Raw genomic sequence first — 16,843 nt, 5'->3', positions numbered from 1 at the left:
ACTGCGGAAAAGTAAGCCACTGTGCTATCAATAGTGACGTACGGAATTCAACCAGTGGTCGAGCTCCGCCCGGCCGCCTACCGAAGGACCGATCCCCATGGCCACGCTTCTGCTCATCGACTCGTCCGTCTTCCCCGAGGCCGGCTCCGCCTCCCGCTCCGTCACCGCGGCCTTCCGCAAGGCATGGGAGGAGCAGCACCCCGAGGGCACCGTGATCCACCGCGACCTGGCCACCGATCCGCTGCCGCACCTCGACGGCGTCGGCGCCTCCGCCGGCTTCTCCGACCCGGCCAGCCACACCCCCGAGCAGCAGGCGGCCTTCGCGCTGCGCGTCACGCTCGCCGAGGAGCTGGAGCGGGCCGACGCGATCGTCATAGGCGCGCCGATGTACAACTTCACGATCCCGTCGACGCTCAAGGCGTGGCTCGACCAGGTGATCATCATGGGACGTACGGCGGGTGAGCAGCCGTCGGCCAAGGGCACCCCGGTCACCGTCGTTGCCAGCCGCGGCGGTTCCTACGCGCCGGGCACGCCCCGTGAGTCCTTCGAGTACGTCCAGAACTACCTGGAGGCCGTGCTGAACGGCGGGCTGGGCCTGGACGTCGACTTCATCGTCCCCGAGCTGACCATGGCCCCCAACAATCCGGCGATGGCCGAGCTGGTCCCGCTGTACGAGACCTCCCGCGACAAGGCCCACGAGGACGCGGCGGCCAAGGCCAAGGCCCTCGTCGCGCGCCTCGCCGCCTGACCCCGGCCAGGACAGCCGAGCCGGGGCGCAGACAGGCGGCCCGGCTGTCCCACGGCCCAACACAGCCACGGCGCGGCCGGTAACGGGCGCGGGCAAGAACCACCCAGCCCCCCGAGGCCAAGCATGTGACGTAGCCCTCAAACACCCAGGCCACTCCGGGGCCCGCCCCGCGCCCCCGTGACATAGCCAACAACGTGACAAACGCAACGAAAGACCCCCGGTCTCCGGATTTCTCCGGAGACCGGGGGTCTCATCTGTGCGCGAGGGGGGAGTTGAACCCCCACGCCCTTTCGGGCACTGGAACCTGAATCCAGCGCGTCTGCCTATTCCGCCACCCGCGCATGGGTGCTGCCGGTTGATCCTCTCACGTGATCCGGGCTGTTCCGTCCGGGTCTTGTGCGAGCGCCTTCCGACATCGAGAACACTAGCACGCTGTGGGGGGTGCCTTCACACGCCTTTCCCCCGGTCCCCGCCCTGCGGCAACCCGGGCGGCACCCCGCCTCACCCCGGACATTCGCCGAGCGCTGCCCCAAGGGTTCACACTCGCCGTAGCCGCAAACAGGGCGCGGGCCGTCCGGTCCGTCTCGGGGCCGGCCGGGCGCGGCCGGCCCCGCGCCATGTCCGACTCCGGCACCCGCCCGGCCGGAGTGGTCGGCGGTTGCGGGACACTGTCTTCGGGGCACATCTACGATCGCAGTGCACGAGCAGTGGGCAAGGAGCAGACAAGCACCGGGCAACCCTGTGAGGGGCGACACTCGTCCTCAAGGCGGGAAAGGGGAACCAGCCGATTTCCCTACGCGTGGATACGATCAGTAAGCAGTATCAGGACGACTCGATCAGGACGACCCCGACGAAGACTGAGGAAGGAGGTGCCCCGTGGGAGTACTGAAGCGTTTCGAGCAGCGTCTCGAAGGTCTCGTCAACGGCACCTTCGCCAAGGTGTTCAAGTCCGAGGTGCAGCCCGTTGAGATCGCCGGCGCGCTGCAGCGCGAGTGCGACAACAACGCCACCATCTGGAACCGCGACCGCACGGTCGTCCCCAACGACTTCATCGTCGAGCTGAGCACCCCGGACTACGAGCGGCTGAGCCCCTACAGCGGGCAGCTCGGCGAAGAGCTCTCCAGCATGGTCCGCGACTACGCCAAGCAGCAGCGGTACACCTTCATGGGCTCGATCAAGGTCCATCTGGAGAAGGCCGACGATCTCGACACCGGCCTGTACCGCGTCCGCAGCCGCACGCTCGCCTCCAGCTCGTCGCAGGACCAGCCGGGCCCGGCGGCCGACCGGCGCACCTCCGCGGCGCCCCGCGGCGGCCAGCCCGGCGGCGGCCATGTGAGCCCGCCCCCCATGCCCTCGTCCCCGCCTCCCGGCGGCGCGCAGTCCGCACCCCGTACGGCACCGCCCGGTGCGGGAGCGCAGCCGCAGGCGCAAACCAGGCGCTGGATCGAGATCAACGGCACCCGCCACCAGATTTCGCGGCCCACACTCGTGCTGGGCCGTAGCACCGACGCCGACGTACGGATCGACGACCCGGGTGTCTCCCGGCGTCACTGTGAGATCCGGGTCGGAACGCCCCCCATGGTCCAGGATCTGGGTTCCACGAACGGCATCGTGGTAGACGGGCAGCACACCACTCGCGCTAATCTCCGCGACGGCTCGCGGATTGTCGTGGGCAGTACCACCATCGTTTACCGGCAAGCCGAAGGGTGAAGCGGGGGCAATGTCAGAGCTGACCCTCACGGTCATGCGGTTGGGTTTCCTCGCCGTACTGTGGCTGTTCGTCATCGTGGCCGTTCAGGTCATCCGCAGCGATCTGTTCGGCACGCGCGTCACACAACGCGGTGCCGCCCGTCGCGGCGGGCAGGAAGCACGTACGCAGCGACAGGCGGCCGCACCGCCACAACAGCAGCGCCGCCAGGAAGGCGGCCGCGGCAACAACAACCGGCAGCGCCGCGGAGCCCCCACGAAGCTCGTGGTCTCCGAGGGCTCGCTGACCGGTACCACCGTCGCCCTCCAAGGCCAGACCATCTCCCTGGGCCGTGCGCACGACTCCACGATCGTGCTGGACGATGACTACGCGTCCAGCAGGCATGCCAGGATCTACCCGGACCGTGACGGCCAGTGGATCGTCGAGGATCTCGGTTCCACCAACGGCACGTACCTGGACCGGACCCGACTGACGACCCCGACACCGATTCCGCTGGGAGCCCCGATCCGCATCGGCAAGACCGTCATCGAGCTGCGGAAGTAGTACGACAATGAGCGAGCGGAGCGAGCGAGCCGCGGCGGTCCACTCGGCGGACCCGGGCATGCTCCCGACCGGAGGGTGGGCAGTGTGGCTCGACGAGACCGGCTGTACCCCGAGCCGACGGGTGAGGTGCACATGAGCTTGTCACTGCGCTTCGCCGCCGGATCGCACAAGGGCATGATCCGCGAGGGCAACGAGGACTCCGGCTACGCCGGGCCACGGTTGCTCGCCATCGCCGACGGCATGGGCGGCCAGGCCGCCGGTGAGGTCGCCTCCTCCGAGGTGATCTCCACACTCGTCCAGCTCGACGACGACGTCCCCGGCTCCGACCTCCTCACCTCGCTGGGCACGGCCGTCACACGCGCCAATGACCAGCTGCGGGTGATGGTCGAGGAGGACCCGCAGCTGGAGGGCATGGGCACGACCCTGACCGCCCTGCTGTGGACCGGGCAGCGGCTCGGCCTCGTGCATGTCGGCGACTCGCGGGCATATCTGCTGCGGGACGGCGCCCTGACCCAGATCACCCAGGACCACACCTGGGTGCAGCGGCTGGTCGACGAGGGCCGGATCACCGAAGAGGAAGCCACCACCCATCCGCAGCGGTCGCTGCTGATGCGGGCGCTGGGCAGCGGCGATCATGTCGAGCCGGATCTGTCGATCCGCGAGGTGCGGGCCGGCGACCGGTATCTGATCTGCTCGGACGGGCTGTCCGGGGTGGTCAGCCACCAGACGCTGGAAGAGACCCTCGCCAGCTACCACGGTCCGCAGGAGACGGTGCAGGAGCTGATCCAGCTCGCGCTGCGCGGCGGCGGACCCGACAACATCACCTGCATCGTCGCCGACGTCCTGGACGTGGACGGCAACGAAGCGCTGGCCGGACAGCTCAACGACACCCCGGTGATCGTCGGGGCCGTCGCGGAGAACCAGAACCAGCTCAGCGACCCGAGCACGATGCAGACGCCCGCCGCGCGGGCCGCCGAGCTCGGCCGGCCCGGCGGGCCGAACCCGGGCGCGCCCGGTGGCGCCTTCGGGCCCCCCGGCAGCGGTGATCCGGAGGTCGGCGGGCCGCCACAGGGCTCGTTCGGCGCGTTCATGGACGAGGACTTCGTCAAGCCCCGGCGGCGCGGACGATGGATCAAGCGGTCGCTGTTCATCGCGCTGGCGCTGGCCGTCCTGGGCGGCGGATGCTACGCGGGCTACAACTGGACGCAGACCCAGTACTTCGTCGGTGCCAAGGACGACCACATCGCGCTCTACCGGGGCATCAGCCAGGATCTCGCGTGGATCAGGCTCAATGGTGTGGACGAGGACCACCCCGAGATCGAACTCAAGTACCTGCCGCTGTACCAGCGCAATCAGGTCAAGGAGACGATCGCGGTCGACAACCGGACACAGGCGGGCGAAAAGGTCGCCGAGCTGAGCAAGCAGGCCAATGCCTGCCGCGGCAAGGAGCAGCGGGAGGCCGCCGAGCGTGAGGCGGCGAAGCACCCGGGCCACGGCCAGAGCGGCAAGCCCCGTTCCCCGTCGGGTTCACCGTCGGGTTCTCCGTCCTCGTCCGGTAAGCCGAGCGCCAAGCCCGGCAGCAGCGGCACCGGCACGGCCGGCACTCTGGCGGCGACCACGTCTCCGTCTCCCACAGCCACTCCCAGCCAGGCCCCTTCGCAGGACCAGCTGAAGCTGGAAAAGAATTGCAGCACCCAGCAGTGAGGGCGTAGGGGGCAGTAGATCTCATGAGCAGCACCACCAACACCACCACCATCGGCACCATCGGAGCCCCGAGCCGCCGCAACACCGAGCTGGCGATGCTCATCTTCGCGGTGCTGATTCCGGTGTTCGCCTACATCAACGTCGGTCTGGCGAAGACCGGTTCGGTACCGGCCGGTGTGCTGGGCTACAGCCTCGGTCTCGGCCTGCTGGCGGGCGTCGCGCACCTCGTCGTCCGCAAGTGGGCGCCGTACGCGGATCCGCTGATGCTGCCCATCGCCACCCTGCTCAACGGTATGGGCCTGATCTTCATCTGGCGGCTGGACCAGGAGCCGACGCTGGGCAAGGCGATGGCGCCCAACCAGCTGATGTGGTCCACGCTCGGCGTCGCCTTCTTCCTCGCCATCCTGATCTTCCTCAAGGACCACCGCGTCCTGCAGCGCTACACCTACATCTCGATGGTGGTCGCGCTGGTGCTGCTGGTGGCCCCGATGTTCTTCCCCGGGGTGAACGGCGCGAAGATCTGGATCACGATTCCGGGGCTCGGCTCGCTGCAGCCCGGTGAGTTCGCGAAGATCATCATCGCGGTCTTCTTCGCCGGCTATCTGATGGTGAAGCGGGACGCGCTCGCCCTGGCCAGCCGCCGCTTCATGGGGCTCTACCTCCCGCGTGGCCGCGACCTCGGCCCGATCCTCGTCATCTGGGCGCTGAGCCTGATGATCCTGGTCTTCGAGACCGACCTGGGTACCTCGCTGCTGTTCTTCGGCCTGTTCGTCGTGATGCTGTACGTGGCGACCGAGCGGACCAGCTGGATCGTGTTCGGTCTGCTGCTCAGCGCCGGCGGCGCGGTCGCGGTGGCGACGTTCGAGTCGCACGTCCAGACGCGTGTGCACAACTGGCTCAACCCGCTGGAGCTGCTCAACGGCGGCGTCACCGAGACCGCCCAGGCCATGTACGCCTTCGGCTCCGGCGGCATCCTCGGCTCCGGTCTGGGGCAGGGCTACTCCCGCCTCATCCTCGGCATCGCGCCGAAGAGTGACTACATTCTCGCCACGGTCGGTGAGGAGATCGGCCTCGCCGGGCTGATGGCCACCCTGATGCTCTACGGCCTGCTGATCGAGCGCGGTATCCGTACCGCGCTGGCGGCCCGCGACCCGTTCGGCAAGCTGCTGGCGATCGGCCTGTCCGGCGCCTTCGCCCTGCAGGTCTTCGTCGTCGCCGGTGGTGTGACGGGCCTGATCCCGCTGACGGGTATGACGATGCCGTTCCTCGCCCAGGGTGGCTCGTCCGTGATCGCCAACTGGGCACTGGTGGCGATCCTGCTCCGGATCAGTGACACCGCGCGGCGCCCGGCGCCGGCCCCCGCCCCCTCCACCGACGCCGAGATGACCCAGGTGGTCCGTCCGTGAACAAGCCTCTGCGCCGGGTCGCGATCTTCTGCGGCCTGCTCGTCCTCGCCCTGCTGGTCCGCGTCAACTGGGTGCAGTTCGTCCAGGGTGACGCGCTCAAGAACGACCCGCACAACCGCCGGGTCGCCATCGAGCGCTACAGCATTCCGCGCGGCAACATCATCGTGGACGGCAAGGCCATCACCGGCTACACGACCACGGACAGCGGCGACTTCAAGTACAAGCGGACGTACAAGAACGGCAAGATGTGGGCGCCGGTCACCGGCTACGCCTCTCAGGCATTCGACGCCAACCAGCTCGAAAAGCTCAACGACGACATTCTCACCGGCACCGACGACAGGCTCTTCTTCAGCCGCACGGTCGACATGTTCACCGGCAGCAAGCAGAAGGGCGGCAATGTGGTCACCACCCTTGACGCCAAGGCCCAGAAGGCCGCCTTCCAGGGTCTCGGCCACCAGAAGGGCGCGGTCGCCGCGATCAACCCGGAGACCGGCGCGATCCTGGCGCTGGCCAGCACCCCGTCCTACGACCCGTCCACCTTCGCCGGGATGAGCAACAAGGACTCCGAGGCGTACAACGGGCTGCAGAAGAAGAACAACCCCGATGAGCCGATGCTCAACCGGGCGCTGCGCCAGACCTACCCGCCCGGCTCCACCTTCAAGGTCGTCACGGCCTCGGCCGCGCTGCAGAACGGCCTCTACGACGACGTCGACTCCAGCACCCGGTCGCCGCTGCCCTACACGCTCCCCGACACCTCGGGCGTCGAGCTGAAGAACGAGGGCAACATCCCCTGCAAGAACGCCAGCCTGCGCGAGGCGCTGCGGGTGTCCTGCAACACGGTGTTCGGCAAGATCAGCGCCGACCTCGGCAACAAGAAGATGAAGGCCGAGGCGGAGAAGTTCGGCTTCAACAACCCGGACATCAACACTCCCGTCCGTGCCTCGGAGAGCATCTTCCCCGAGGACAACCGGCCGCAGAACGCGATGGCCGGCATCGGCCAGGCCTCCAACCGCGCCACACCGCTGCAGATGGCCATGGTCGCCTCGGCGGTCGCCAACGGCGGCAAGCTGATGAAGCCGTACATGGTCGATCAGCTGGTCGCGCCGAACCTCAACGTGGTCCAGCAGCACACTCCGAAGGAGATGAGCGAGCCGCTCAGCCCGGAGAACGCGCAGAAGGTCCAGAGCATGATGGAGACCGTGGTCAAGTCGGGCACGGGAACCAACGCCCAGATCCCGGGCGTCACAGTCGGCGGTAAGACCGGTACCGCACAGCACGGCGAGGACAACAAGGACAATCCCTACGCCTGGTTCATCTCCTACGCGAAGACCGACAAGGGCACGCCCGTCGCGGTGGCCGTCGTCATTGAGGGATCCGACACGCTCCGCGATGACATCGCCGGTGGCAGGCTCGCAGCTCCGATCGCGAAGCACGTCATGCAGGCGGTACTCGAAGGCGAGAAGTGACTCAGATCATGCCAATACCGGTCACGTATCAGGTTGCGGCTCGGGGCCGGTCCGGTACGGCGTGGCGGGTACGGTATGGCCGGACAGCACACCGCCGGACCACACACCGGTGCGGTCGGGACTGACGGAGAGGGCTGGAGAAGCTTATGGAAGAGCCGCGTCGCCTCGGCGGCCGGTACGAGCTGGGCTCGGTGCTCGGCCGCGGTGGCATGGCCGAGGTGTACCTCGCGCATGACACCCGCCTGGGCCGCACCGTAGCTGTGAAGACGCTGCGGGTGGACCTCGCCCGTGACCCGTCCTTCCAGGCCCGGTTCCGCCGTGAGGCCCAGTCGGCCGCCTCGCTGAACCATCCGTCGATCGTCGCGGTCTACGACACCGGCGAGGACTATGTCGACGGTGTCTCGATCCCGTACATCGTCATGGAGTACGTCGACGGCTCCACGCTCCGTGAGCTGCTGCACTCCGGGCGGAAGCTGCTGCCCGAGCGCTCGCTGGAGATGACCACCGGTGTCCTCCAGGCGCTGGAGTACTCCCACCGGGCCGGCATCGTCCACCGCGACATCAAGCCGGCCAACGTCATGCTGACGCGCACCGGCCAGGTCAAGGTCATGGACTTCGGCATCGCCCGCGCCATGGGCGACGCCGGTATGACGATGACGCAGACCGCGGCGGTCATCGGCACGGCCCAGTACCTCTCTCCCGAGCAGGCCAAGGGTGAGCAGGTCGACGCCCGCTCCGACCTGTACTCCACCGGCTGTCTGCTCTACGAGCTGCTCACGGTACGGCCGCCGTTCGTCGGTGACTCACCGGTCGCGGTGGCCTATCAGCATGTCCGCGAGGAGCCGCAGAAGCCGAGCAACTTCGACCCCGAGATCACGCCGGAGATGGACGCCATCGTCCTGAAGGCGCTGGTCAAGGACCCGGACTACCGCTATCAGTCGGCCGACGAGATGCGTGCCGACATCGAGGCGGCGCTGGACGGCCAGCCGGTCGCGGCGGCCTCCGCGATGGGCGCGGGCGGCTATGACCAGGACCAGCCGACCACGATGCTGCGTCCGCAGGAACCGGCCGACCAGACCTCCATGCTTCCGCCGATGCACGCGGACGGGGGCTACGGCCATGACGACCGCGGCGACCGTCGCCGCGGTGGCGGCCAGAAGAAGAGCAACACCTCGACGATCCTGCTGGTGCTCGCGGCGGTCCTCGTCCTGGTCGGTGCGATCTTCATCGGCAAGGCGATCTTCACCAACAGCAAGTCCGGTGGCACGGTGACGGTGCCCAACCTCGTCGGCAAGACTCGCGAGCAGGCGAAGGACGCCGGACGGAACGCTGACTTCGAGGTCTCCGAGGGCGGTCGCAAGGCCTGCGACAACGTCAAGCGGGGCCTGATCACCGAGCAGAAGCCGGAGCGCGGCACCAAGATCAGCAAGGGCGAGACGGTCGAGTTCACGCTGTGCACGGGGGCTGTCAAGGTCACCGTTCCCGATGTGGAGGACCTTTCGTTCGAGAAGGCCGTCGAACGCCTCAAGCGCAAGGGCTTCAAGAACGTCCGGCAGGTCAGCCAGGAGTCCGAGCGGACTCCGAACACCGTGCTCAGCCAGGACCCGAAGGCCCTGAGTGAGGCGCCGAAGAGCAAGCAGATCGTCCTCACCGTCGCCCAGGCGTCTCCCAAGCGGAACGTCCCGGACGTCAAGGGCCAGGACTTCACGGCCGCCCAGAAGCAGTTGGAAGCCAACGGCTTCAAGGTCAGCAAGAGCGAGCAGGACGTCACCGACGTGAACCAGGTCGGCAAGGTCCTCGTCCAGAGCCCCGACGGCAACACCCAGGCCAAGGAAGGGGCGACAGTGACCCTCACCGTCGGCAAGGCGGGGGCGCAGACGCCGGTCCCCCAGGTCGTCGGCCAGACGGTGAAGGACGCGAAGAAGTTGCTCCAGCAGGCCGGCTTCACCAACATCCAGTTCGCCGGCGGCAGCCCGCAGGACGACAAGGCCCGCGTGGCTTCCCAGGACCCGCAGCCGCAGACCCCGTCCGACCCGGCGACCACCACCGTGACGCTGACCACCGTCGGTGGCGACAACGGCAATGGCGGCCCCGGCGGCGACGACGGCGGCGGCTTCCCTGGCGGCATATTCGGCTAGCCACACCGCCCGCGGCCGCTCCGGCCCCGGCACATACGAAGCCCCGGCAGCCCTCCAAGGGCGGCCGGGGCTTTCGGATGCGTGCGGGAGGGGTCCGGAGCCGGAAGCGCCGGGCCCCTAGCGGAGTTCCTTCGGGGGCGTGCGGTCCGCGTCGACCTTCTCGGTCCGCTCCAGCTCGCCCCAGACGATATAGCGGTAGTTCGAGGTGTAGACCGGGGTGCAGGTCGTGAGGGTGATGTAGCGGCCCGCCGTGCGCTTGCCGGATTCCTTCGGGATGTCGTCGAGGACGTCCACGTTGTACTTCGAGGTCTCCGGCAGGGTCGCGAAGACCTTGTAGACGTACCAGGTGTCCTTGGTCTCGAAGACGACCGGGTCGCCGTCCTTGAGCTTGTCGATGTTGTGGAACTTCGCACCGTGGCCGTCGCGGTGCGCGGCCAGCGTGAAGTTGCCCTTCTTGTCCTTGGGCAGCGCCGACTTGACGGGCTTGGTGTAGTAGCCGGCCACCCCCTCGTTGAGGATGTCGGAGTCGGTGCCCTTCTCGACCAGCACCTCGCCGTTGTTCATCGCCGGTACGTGCAGAAAGCCGATGCCGTCCTTGGTGTCCAGCTCGCCCGGCCCCTTGGGCCCGCTGCGCGCCCAGTGCTTACGCACCTGGTCACCCTGCTTGTGCGCTTCGCGGTCGGCGAGGACGTTGGTCCACCACAGCGAGTAGGCGACGAACAGACCGAGGATCAGCCCGACCGTGATCAGCAGCTCGCCGATGACGCTGACGACGGAGGCGATGGCCCGGCGCACCCGGCGTGGCTTGAGTGGCGGCGCGGTCCGGTCGCATGCCTCGTCGTTTCCGGTGGCAGTCACCGCGTAGCACCCCTCTTATGTTTGCTCAGCCGGCGAGCGCATCCGGTTTGCCCTTGCTCCGCGGCCGCTCGTCGACCATCTTGCCCCAGACGATCATCCGATAGGTACTGGTGAACTCCGGGGTGCAGGTCGTCAGGGTGATGTAGCGGCCGGGCCCGGTGAATCCCGAGCCGGGCGGCACCGGACCGATCACGCTGGTGTTGCTCGGAGACGTCTGCGGGAGGATGCTCTGCATCTCGTACGTGTAGTACGCGCTCTTCGTCTCGACGATGATCTTGTCGCCCTTGGTGAGCCGGTTGACGTAGCGGAACGGCTCGCCGTGGGTGTTGCGATGGGCCGCCACCGCGAAGTTGCCCTTCTTGTCCCAGGGCATCGCCGTCTTGATCCCGCTGTTCTTGTCGTAGTGACCGACCATGCCGTGGTCCAGCACCTTGTGCTTGTCGATCCCCTCGGCTATCGGCGCCTTCACATCCAGCTTGGGGATATACATGATTCCGAAGCGCTCGCCGTCCACGAGATTCTTCTTCTCGCCGCCGCCCTTGTCCCATTCGTGCTGAAGGTTGTTGGTGGCGCCGCCCGCCTCCTGTTCGGCCATCACGTTCGTCCACCAGAGCTGATAGGTGACGAACAGCAGCATCAGCACGCCGAGGGTGATGAACACCTCGCCCAGCGCGCGGCTGGCGATCAGGCTGGGGCTGTCCTTGGCGGCGCGTGCGGCCTGCCGGGCCTCCAGCCGGGACATGGGGGCGGGAGCCGGCTCGGACGCGGTGGCAGCGGCCTCTGTAGCGGCGGCCCCGCTGTGGCGCCCGCGCCTGCCGCCCCGCTTCGCGGCCTCCTGAGCGGCCTTGCGCCGGGCCGCCCGGCCCCCGGACGACGGGGGTGCGGCCGCGGTTTCACGTGAAACCGCGGCGCCCGTTTCACGTGAAACGCTGTCCTCGTCGGCCTTCTCGGCCTGCCGCAGCGCCATGGTCTCGTCGTCCTGCCATGACGCGGGGGCGGCGGCCGCGGCCGGAGCGGGGCTCACCCGCGGAGCGGGGGCGGGGGGCGCCGGTGCCTCCGGCGCGGCATCGCGCGGGGCTATCGGCTCGGCGGTGGCGGGGCGGGGAAGGTAGCCGGAGCCGTGTGCCTGGCCATAGGCGGCCGTCTGAGGGCCGTACGACTGCGGATCCGGCCGGGAGGGCACTTCGGGCTCCAGATGCGGGCGGAACCACGGTGAGCCCTGTCCCCCGCCTTCCTGCGCGGGTTTGCCCCGTCGGCGACCCCGGCCCGGCTGCCCGTACGGACCGGGCGCGGGTGCCGGGGGCGTCTGGCCCGGCAGCGGATCGGTCAGCGGGTCGGCCAGCCGCTCCACCGCCGCCTCGAACGCATCGGGCTGCCTGTACGGGTCCTGCGGAGTGGCGGACCGCTCCGGCTCATTCGGCTCGTAGGGTCTCCCTTCACGTTCCGGGCGCAGGGCGGTCACCCGCCTGCCTTGCCGACCACTGGGGCCAGCCCCGTCGAGCGCTCCACCGCCCCCTTGTCGCCGCATTCGACGAGCCAGTTGGCGAGCATCCGGTGCCCCCACTCCGTCAGTACCGACTCGGGGTGGAACTGCACGCCCTCGACCGGGAGTTCGCGGTGCCGCAGGCCCATGACGATCCGTCCGCCGGGGACGTCCTCGGCCTCCGTCCAGGACGTGACGATCAGTTCGTCGGGGACGGTGTCCGGCTCGACCGCCAGGGAGTGATAGCGGGTGGCGGTGAAGGGGGACGGCAGCCCGGAGAAGACACCGGCGTCCTCGTGGTGGACCAGCGAGGTCTTCCCGTGCAGCAGCTCGGGGGCGCGGTCCACCACACCGCCGTACGCGACCGCCATCGACTGCATGCCCAGGCAGACGCCGAAGACCGGGACGCCGGTGTCCGCGCAGTGCCGGACCATGTCGACGCAGACGCCGGCCTGCTCGGGCGTACCGGGTCCGGGCGACAGCAGCACCCCGTCGAAGCCGTCCTGGGCATGCCGCGTCTCGACCTCGTCGTTGCGCAGCACCTCACATTCGGCGCCGAGTTGGTAGAGGTACTGGACGAGGTTGAAGACGAAGCTGTCGTAGTTGTCGACGACGAGAATCCGTGCGGTCATCGGGCGCCTGCCATCCCTTCATCGACAGTGACGTCATTGAAGGGGAGCAGCGGCTCCGCCCACGGAAAGACGTACTGGAAAAGCACGAAGACGACCGCCAGCACGAGCACCAGGGAAATCAGCGCCTTCACCCATGTGTTGCCCGGCAGATGCCGCCAGATCCAGCCGTACATGCTGTCGCTGTCCCCTTGCCGATGCCGATGACGATGTCGATTGCGACACCAGAGTAAGGGGCGAGGGCGGGGCCAGGTGGGTCAGCTGGTCAAAGCCGATGGCCTTCCCTGCGCCACGGGTTGGGTGGAATCCAGGTGTGCCCAGGCGATCAGCCGGTGGCTGTGGCCCCATTCCGGCTCGCAGGTGGTCAGCGTGAGATAGCGCCCGGGGCCGTTGAAGCCGGACTTCCGCGGTACGGGGTCGATCACCCCGATGTCGCCGGGCAGCGTCGTATAGGGCCGGTTGTCGATGCGGTAGGTGAACCAGGTCGTGCCGTCGCTCAGCACCACCGCGTCGCCGGGGCGCAGCCGTGGGAAGTCCTTGAAGGGGTCGCCATAGGTGCGGCGGTGACCGGCGACGGAGAAGTTGCCGATCTCGCCGAGGCGGGCGGTGCGGGCGTAGTGGCCGAGGCCGCGCTGGAGGACGTCGGTGGCGGTGCCCTCCAGGACGGGCTTGGTCCAGTCGGCGCCCAGGCGCGGGATGTACATGACGGCGAAGGAAGCGCCCGGGGTGTAGCGGCGGGGCCGCGCGGCCGGAGTGGCGTCGCCGTCGGGCGCCGGTGTGCTGCCGGGGGCCGCGACCGGGCCCGTGGACCACTGCTGCTGGAGCCTGCCGATCTCGCCGTCCATGGCGCTGTCGGCCCGTACGCCGGTCCAGAAGAGGAGGTAGGTCACGAAGAGCACGATGAGTGCGCCGACGGTGACACAGATCTCGCTGAGCGTCCGTACGATCCAGCGCACCGTCGTCCCGCCCCGCAGCGTCATCCGGCCCCGCCCCTCCCCGGCGCCCGCGGTGTGCGGGCTACGGCTTCACAGGCTGTGCGTAGTGGAGATCCACTGTGCCGGAGTAGCCGGGAAGAGTCACCGCCTCGTGCTGGTCGACTTTCCAGCCCAGGCCGTAGGCGTTCACGTACTGGAGATAGTTCTGGATGGCGGGGGAGGCGGTCAGCGCGTTGGTGAGGGCCTCGCGGTCGCCGACGGCGGTGACCTTGTACGGCGGGGAGTAGACCCGGCCCTGGAGGATCAGGGTGTTGCCGACGCAGCGCACCGCGCTGGTGGAGATCAGCCGCTGGTCCATGACCTTGATGCCCTTGGCGCCGCCCTGCCACAGGGCGTTCACCACGGCCTGCAGATCCTGCTGGTGGATGACGAGGTCGTTGGGCTGCGGCTCGGGCAAGCCAGGGATCTTGGCGGTGGCGTTCGGCGGGGCGTCGGTGAGTGTGACCGTCACGCCCTGGCCCTTCAGCCCCTTGGTACCGGCGTTCTTCTCCAGCGCCTTGAGCTTGGCCTCCTCGGCCCGGGAGCTGCCGTTGTCGCGCTGGGCGAGCGCGTCGACCTCTTCCCGCAGGGTGCCGTTACGGTCGTCCTGGGCGCCGTTTTTGTGGCTGCGTTCCTGGATGAGGTCGGACAGCCGCAGCATCGAGTCGTCCGAGCGCAGATTCGTGCCGCGCGCGGTGTCGAAGCTCAGCCAGAACAGCAGCCCGGCGAGGGCGAAGACGACCAGGGTGAGGAGCCGCACGGGCCGCAGGCGGAAACGGGTGGGGCGGTCGGGGGAGTCAGCGGAATTGCTCAACGTACCCTTACTCCTTACGACGCCAGGGAAGCACTACGCTAACGGACGCCCGAAAATGGAATCCGCTCCCCACCGCGTCCGCGCCCTGGCGCACACCTCATCACTCCCCCGCGGAGGGGGCACCGCCCGCTCAGGCGACGCCGAGAGCGGGGGAGCAGCGCATCGACAGGAGAGTTCCTCGTGCCGAAGTCACGGATCCGCAAGAAGGACGACTTCACGCCGCCGCCGGCGAAGACCACCAACCTGAAGATGAGCTCAGGCCGCGGTTGGGTGGCGCCGCTGATGTTGGCGATGTTCCTGATCGGGCTGGTGTGGATCGTGATGTTCTACGTGTCCGAGGGCGATCTGCCGATCGGGGCGATGGGCAACTGGAACATCGTGTGCGGCTTCGGCTTCATCGCGGTGGGCTTCGGCGTATCCACACAGTGGAAGTAGCGCAAGCCCTGCCCAAGGCCATCCACACAGTTATCCACAGCCGGGGAAAACTTCAGAAGATCTGTGGATAACCCTCCGGAGGTTGACGCCGGTGTGATCGGCGGCACCCTCCGTCGGCCGTCGGCTCCCCCTGTCCTTGCTGGGGAAACGCAGGCTGGAGCGGAACGGAACGAACGTTCCGCACAGCATGCACAAGATCGGCCACGCACTGTGGACAACGTGACGGGACGGACCCTCAGCCCACCAGCTGCAGGGTCCGTACGCATACCACCGCGATGACCGCCAGGAACGCCACCGCGCAGGTCGCCACGTGCATCAGCGTCCGGCGCTCGCGCGGCGCATGCACCATCCCGAACGCCACCGCGGCGCCCACCACCAGGCCGCCGACATGGGCCTGCCAGGCGATGTGCGGCCACAGGAACGTAAAGGCCAGGTTGATGCCGAGCAGGATCAGCACCGGCTTCATGTCGTAATTCAGCCGCCGCAGGAGCACCGCCGTCGCACCGAGCAGCCCGAAGATCGCTCCGGACGCACCCAGTGAGGGCTGGCCCTGCGCCGCGAGGAGATACGACAGGGCGCTGCCGCCCAGGCCGGCGAGCAGATAGAGCGCGGTGAACCGCAGCCGGCCGAGCGCCGCTTCCAGTGGCGGCCCCAGCCACCACAGCGAGAGCATGTTGAACGCGAAGTGCGGGATCTGCTGGTGCAGGAACATCGCGGTCAGCAGGCGGTACCACTCGCCCGCGGCCACGCCGACGGGCTGATACCCGTACTGATCGAGCCCGAGCAGAGCGAGCCGGTCGACCAGCTCGCTCATCTCACCGCCGGTCGCCAGCACGGCGATGAACAGGGCGGCGTTGATGCCCAGCAGGATCTTGGTGATCAGCCGCGGATCGGCCGCGATCGTGCCGCCCGCGATCGTGCGCGGCGCGGCGGCCTGCGGAGCATGGCCGGTGCCGGCACCGTTGCGTACGCAGTCCGGGCACTGGAAGCCGACCGAGGCACTGATCATGCACTCAGGGCATATGGGCTGGTCACAGCGGGTGCAGCGGATGCCGGTGGGGCGATCCGGGTGGCGGTGGCAGCCCGGCAGGCCCTCGTCACCCCGTACGTCCTGCGGCTCCTTCGGGCTGCCTGGCACCTGGTCCATCCGTCCCCTCGTCCTCTTCTCCGTCCGGGCGCGTCGGCACGACGCCTTTTCCGCCCGGCCTCCGCCCCGTGGACGAGCGTCGCGCCCCGCCTGATGTACGACCGGGCGGGGCGCAATGGTTCCCCGGATCCGGCCGGGGCTCGTGACGCGGGTCAGCGGGTCTCGATGACCACCGACTCGATCACCACGTCCTGGAGCGGACGGTCGGTGCGCGGGTTGGTCTGGGTGGCGGCGATGGCGTCGACGACCTTCTTGCTCGCGTCGTTGCTGACCTCACCGAAGATGGTGTGCTTGCCGGTCAGCCAGGCGGTCGCCCCGACGGTGACGAAGAACTGCGAGCCGTTGGTGCCGGGCCCGGCGTTGGCCATGGCCAGCAGGTACGGCTTGTTGAAGGCCAGGTCGGGGTGGAACTCGTCCCCGAACTCGTAGCCGGGGCCGCCGGTGCCGTTGCCCAGCGGGTCGCCGCCCTGGATCATGAAACCGCTGATCACCCGGTGGAAGACGGTGCCGTCGTAGAGCCGGTCCGTGGACTTCTTACCGGTCGCCGGGTGGGTCCACTCCCGCTCACCCTTGGCGAGCTCGACGAAGTTCTTGACCGTCTTCGGTGCATGGTTCGGCAGGAGCCGAATCTCGATGTCGCCCTGGTTCGTCTTCAGGGTGGCGTAGAGCTGCTCAGCCACGATCTACCTTCCATAAGTCTTCACTGACGATTCCTGATCCTCGCATGGACCGGCCCGCCAATGGCCTCCGTGCCGCCCGTGCGCGCCGTCCTGCCCGCATCTGTTGACGG

Annotated in this window: 16 protein-coding genes and 1 tRNA gene; 8 read left to right on the top strand and 9 right to left on the bottom strand. The window is 68.5% G+C overall.

Translation table 11 applies throughout. The features are described from left to right. The first annotated feature begins 97 nt into the window (after positions 1-97). Complete coding sequence (locus STRTU_RS17800) at positions 98-748, top strand: FMN-dependent NADH-azoreductase (protein ID WP_159744511.1); 651 nt, start codon at positions 98-100, stop codon at positions 746-748. A 257-nt stretch (positions 749-1,005) separates the two neighbouring features. Here STRTU_RS17800 and STRTU_RS17795 read toward each other — a convergent pair. Then, positions 1,006-1,089 (bottom strand) — tRNA-Leu (locus tag STRTU_RS17795). A gap of 535 nt (positions 1,090-1,624) precedes the next feature. On the opposite strand from STRTU_RS17795, the gene STRTU_RS17790 reads away from it, so the two are divergent. The 6 genes from STRTU_RS17790 to pknB all read left to right on the top strand — a co-directional run bounded on the left by STRTU_RS17790 (position 1,625) and on the right by pknB (position 9,713). Further along, entirely contained in the window at positions 1,625-2,458 is an 834-nt protein-coding gene (locus STRTU_RS17790) for an FhaA domain-containing protein (protein ID WP_159744509.1), read from the top strand. Between the two features lie 10 nt (positions 2,459-2,468). Then, positions 2,469-2,999, top strand: coding sequence for an FHA domain-containing protein FhaB/FipA (locus STRTU_RS17785; protein WP_159744507.1), 531 nt, complete (start codon positions 2,469-2,471; stop codon positions 2,997-2,999). Positions 3,000-3,131: 132 nt separating this feature from the next. Beyond that, positions 3,132-4,703 carry a PP2C family protein-serine/threonine phosphatase gene (locus tag STRTU_RS17780; RefSeq protein ID WP_159744506.1) on the top strand — a complete coding sequence of 524 codons (1,572 nt, stop codon included), beginning with the start codon at positions 3,132-3,134 and terminating at the stop codon, positions 4,701-4,703. 23 nt (positions 4,704-4,726) lie between these two features. Continuing rightward, positions 4,727-6,109: an FtsW/RodA/SpoVE family cell cycle protein gene (locus STRTU_RS17775; protein WP_159744504.1), complete on the top strand. Its 1,383-nt coding sequence runs from the start codon at positions 4,727-4,729 to the stop codon at positions 6,107-6,109. Continuing rightward, positions 6,106-7,575: a peptidoglycan D,D-transpeptidase FtsI family protein gene (locus STRTU_RS17770; RefSeq protein ID WP_159744502.1), complete on the top strand. Its 1,470-nt coding sequence runs from the start codon at positions 6,106-6,108 to the stop codon at positions 7,573-7,575. The genes STRTU_RS17775 and STRTU_RS17770 overlap by 4 nt, the downstream gene beginning before the upstream one ends. Before the next feature lie 146 nt (positions 7,576-7,721). Beyond that, on the top strand, positions 7,722-9,713 hold the full coding sequence (gene pknB / locus STRTU_RS17765; RefSeq protein ID WP_159744500.1) for a Stk1 family PASTA domain-containing Ser/Thr kinase: 1,992 nt from the start codon (positions 7,722-7,724) through the stop codon (positions 9,711-9,713). Positions 9,714-9,830: 117 nt separating this feature from the next. Here pknB and STRTU_RS17760 read toward each other — a convergent pair whose 3' ends face one another. From STRTU_RS17760 to STRTU_RS17735, 6 genes are all read right to left on the bottom strand, one after another. Further along, complete coding sequence (locus STRTU_RS17760) at positions 9,831-10,571, bottom strand: class E sortase (RefSeq protein ID WP_159744498.1); 741 nt, start codon at positions 10,569-10,571, stop codon at positions 9,831-9,833. 25 nt (positions 10,572-10,596) lie between these two features. Beyond that, positions 10,597-12,033: a class E sortase gene (locus STRTU_RS17755; protein WP_174878881.1), complete on the bottom strand. Its 1,437-nt coding sequence runs from the start codon at positions 12,031-12,033 to the stop codon at positions 10,597-10,599. Then, on the bottom strand, positions 12,030-12,686 hold the full coding sequence (locus tag STRTU_RS17750; protein WP_159744494.1) for an aminodeoxychorismate/anthranilate synthase component II: 657 nt from the start codon (positions 12,684-12,686) through the stop codon (positions 12,030-12,032). The genes STRTU_RS17755 and STRTU_RS17750 overlap by 4 nt, the downstream gene beginning before the upstream one ends. Then, positions 12,683-12,859, bottom strand: coding sequence for a hypothetical protein (locus STRTU_RS17745; protein WP_167539167.1), 177 nt, complete (start codon positions 12,857-12,859; stop codon positions 12,683-12,685). The genes STRTU_RS17750 and STRTU_RS17745 overlap by 4 nt, the downstream gene beginning before the upstream one ends. Positions 12,860-12,940: 81 nt before the next feature. Next, positions 12,941-13,663: a class E sortase gene (locus STRTU_RS17740; protein ID WP_159744492.1), complete on the bottom strand. Its 723-nt coding sequence runs from the start codon at positions 13,661-13,663 to the stop codon at positions 12,941-12,943. Positions 13,664-13,700: 37 nt separating this feature from the next. Beyond that, positions 13,701-14,471, bottom strand: coding sequence for a DUF881 domain-containing protein (locus STRTU_RS17735; protein WP_159744490.1), 771 nt, complete (start codon positions 14,469-14,471; stop codon positions 13,701-13,703). Positions 14,472-14,651: 180 nt separating this feature from the next. On the opposite strand from STRTU_RS17735, the gene crgA reads away from it, so the two are divergent. Continuing rightward, positions 14,652-14,906 (top strand): cell division protein CrgA, encoded by a 255-nt coding sequence (gene crgA, locus STRTU_RS17730; protein ID WP_159744488.1) that lies wholly within the window; start codon positions 14,652-14,654, stop codon positions 14,904-14,906. Positions 14,907-15,141: 235 nt separating this feature from the next. On the opposite strand, the gene STRTU_RS17725 is transcribed toward crgA, so the two are convergent. Together STRTU_RS17725 and STRTU_RS17720 are read right to left on the bottom strand one after the other, a co-directional pair. Then, entirely contained in the window at positions 15,142-16,053 is a 912-nt protein-coding gene (locus tag STRTU_RS17725) for a rhomboid family intramembrane serine protease (RefSeq protein ID WP_159744486.1), read from the bottom strand. Positions 16,054-16,205: 152 nt separating this feature from the next. Continuing rightward, the gene (locus STRTU_RS17720; protein ID WP_159744484.1) at positions 16,206-16,733 is read right to left on the bottom strand and encodes a peptidylprolyl isomerase; all 528 of its coding nucleotides are present in this window, start codon (positions 16,731-16,733) and stop codon (positions 16,206-16,208) included. Between the last annotated feature and the right edge of the window lie 110 nt (positions 16,734-16,843).

Origin of the sequence: Streptomyces tubercidicus (genome assembly GCF_027497495.1) — a bacterium.
Lineage (GTDB): Bacteria > Actinomycetota > Actinomycetes > Streptomycetales > Streptomycetaceae > Streptomyces > Streptomyces tubercidicus.
Note: the sequence above shows the minus strand (reverse complement) of the source record. Positions and strands in the feature narration are given on the sequence as shown.

Coding starts and splice junctions, on each gene's coding strand:
- STRTU_RS17800 (WP_159744511.1), top strand. CDS start 98: ATGGCCACGCTTCTGCTCATCGACTCGTCCGTCTTCCCCGAGGCCGGC.
- STRTU_RS17785 (WP_159744507.1), top strand. CDS start 2,469: ATGTCAGAGCTGACCCTCACGGTCATGCGGTTGGGTTTCCTCGCCGTA.
- STRTU_RS17780 (WP_159744506.1), top strand. CDS start 3,132: ATGAGCTTGTCACTGCGCTTCGCCGCCGGATCGCACAAGGGCATGATC.
- STRTU_RS17775 (WP_159744504.1), top strand. CDS start 4,727: ATGAGCAGCACCACCAACACCACCACCATCGGCACCATCGGAGCCCCG.
- pknB (WP_159744500.1), top strand. CDS start 7,722: ATGGAAGAGCCGCGTCGCCTCGGCGGCCGGTACGAGCTGGGCTCGGTG.
- STRTU_RS17750 (WP_159744494.1), bottom strand. CDS start 12,686: ATGACCGCACGGATTCTCGTCGTCGACAACTACGACAGCTTCGTCTTC.
- STRTU_RS17745 (WP_167539167.1), bottom strand. CDS start 12,859: ATGTACGGCTGGATCTGGCGGCATCTGCCGGGCAACACATGGGTGAAG.
- STRTU_RS17740 (WP_159744492.1), bottom strand. CDS start 13,663: ATGACGCTGCGGGGCGGGACGACGGTGCGCTGGATCGTACGGACGCTC.
- STRTU_RS17725 (WP_159744486.1), bottom strand. CDS start 16,053: ATGGACCAGGTGCCAGGCAGCCCGAAGGAGCCGCAGGACGTACGGGGT.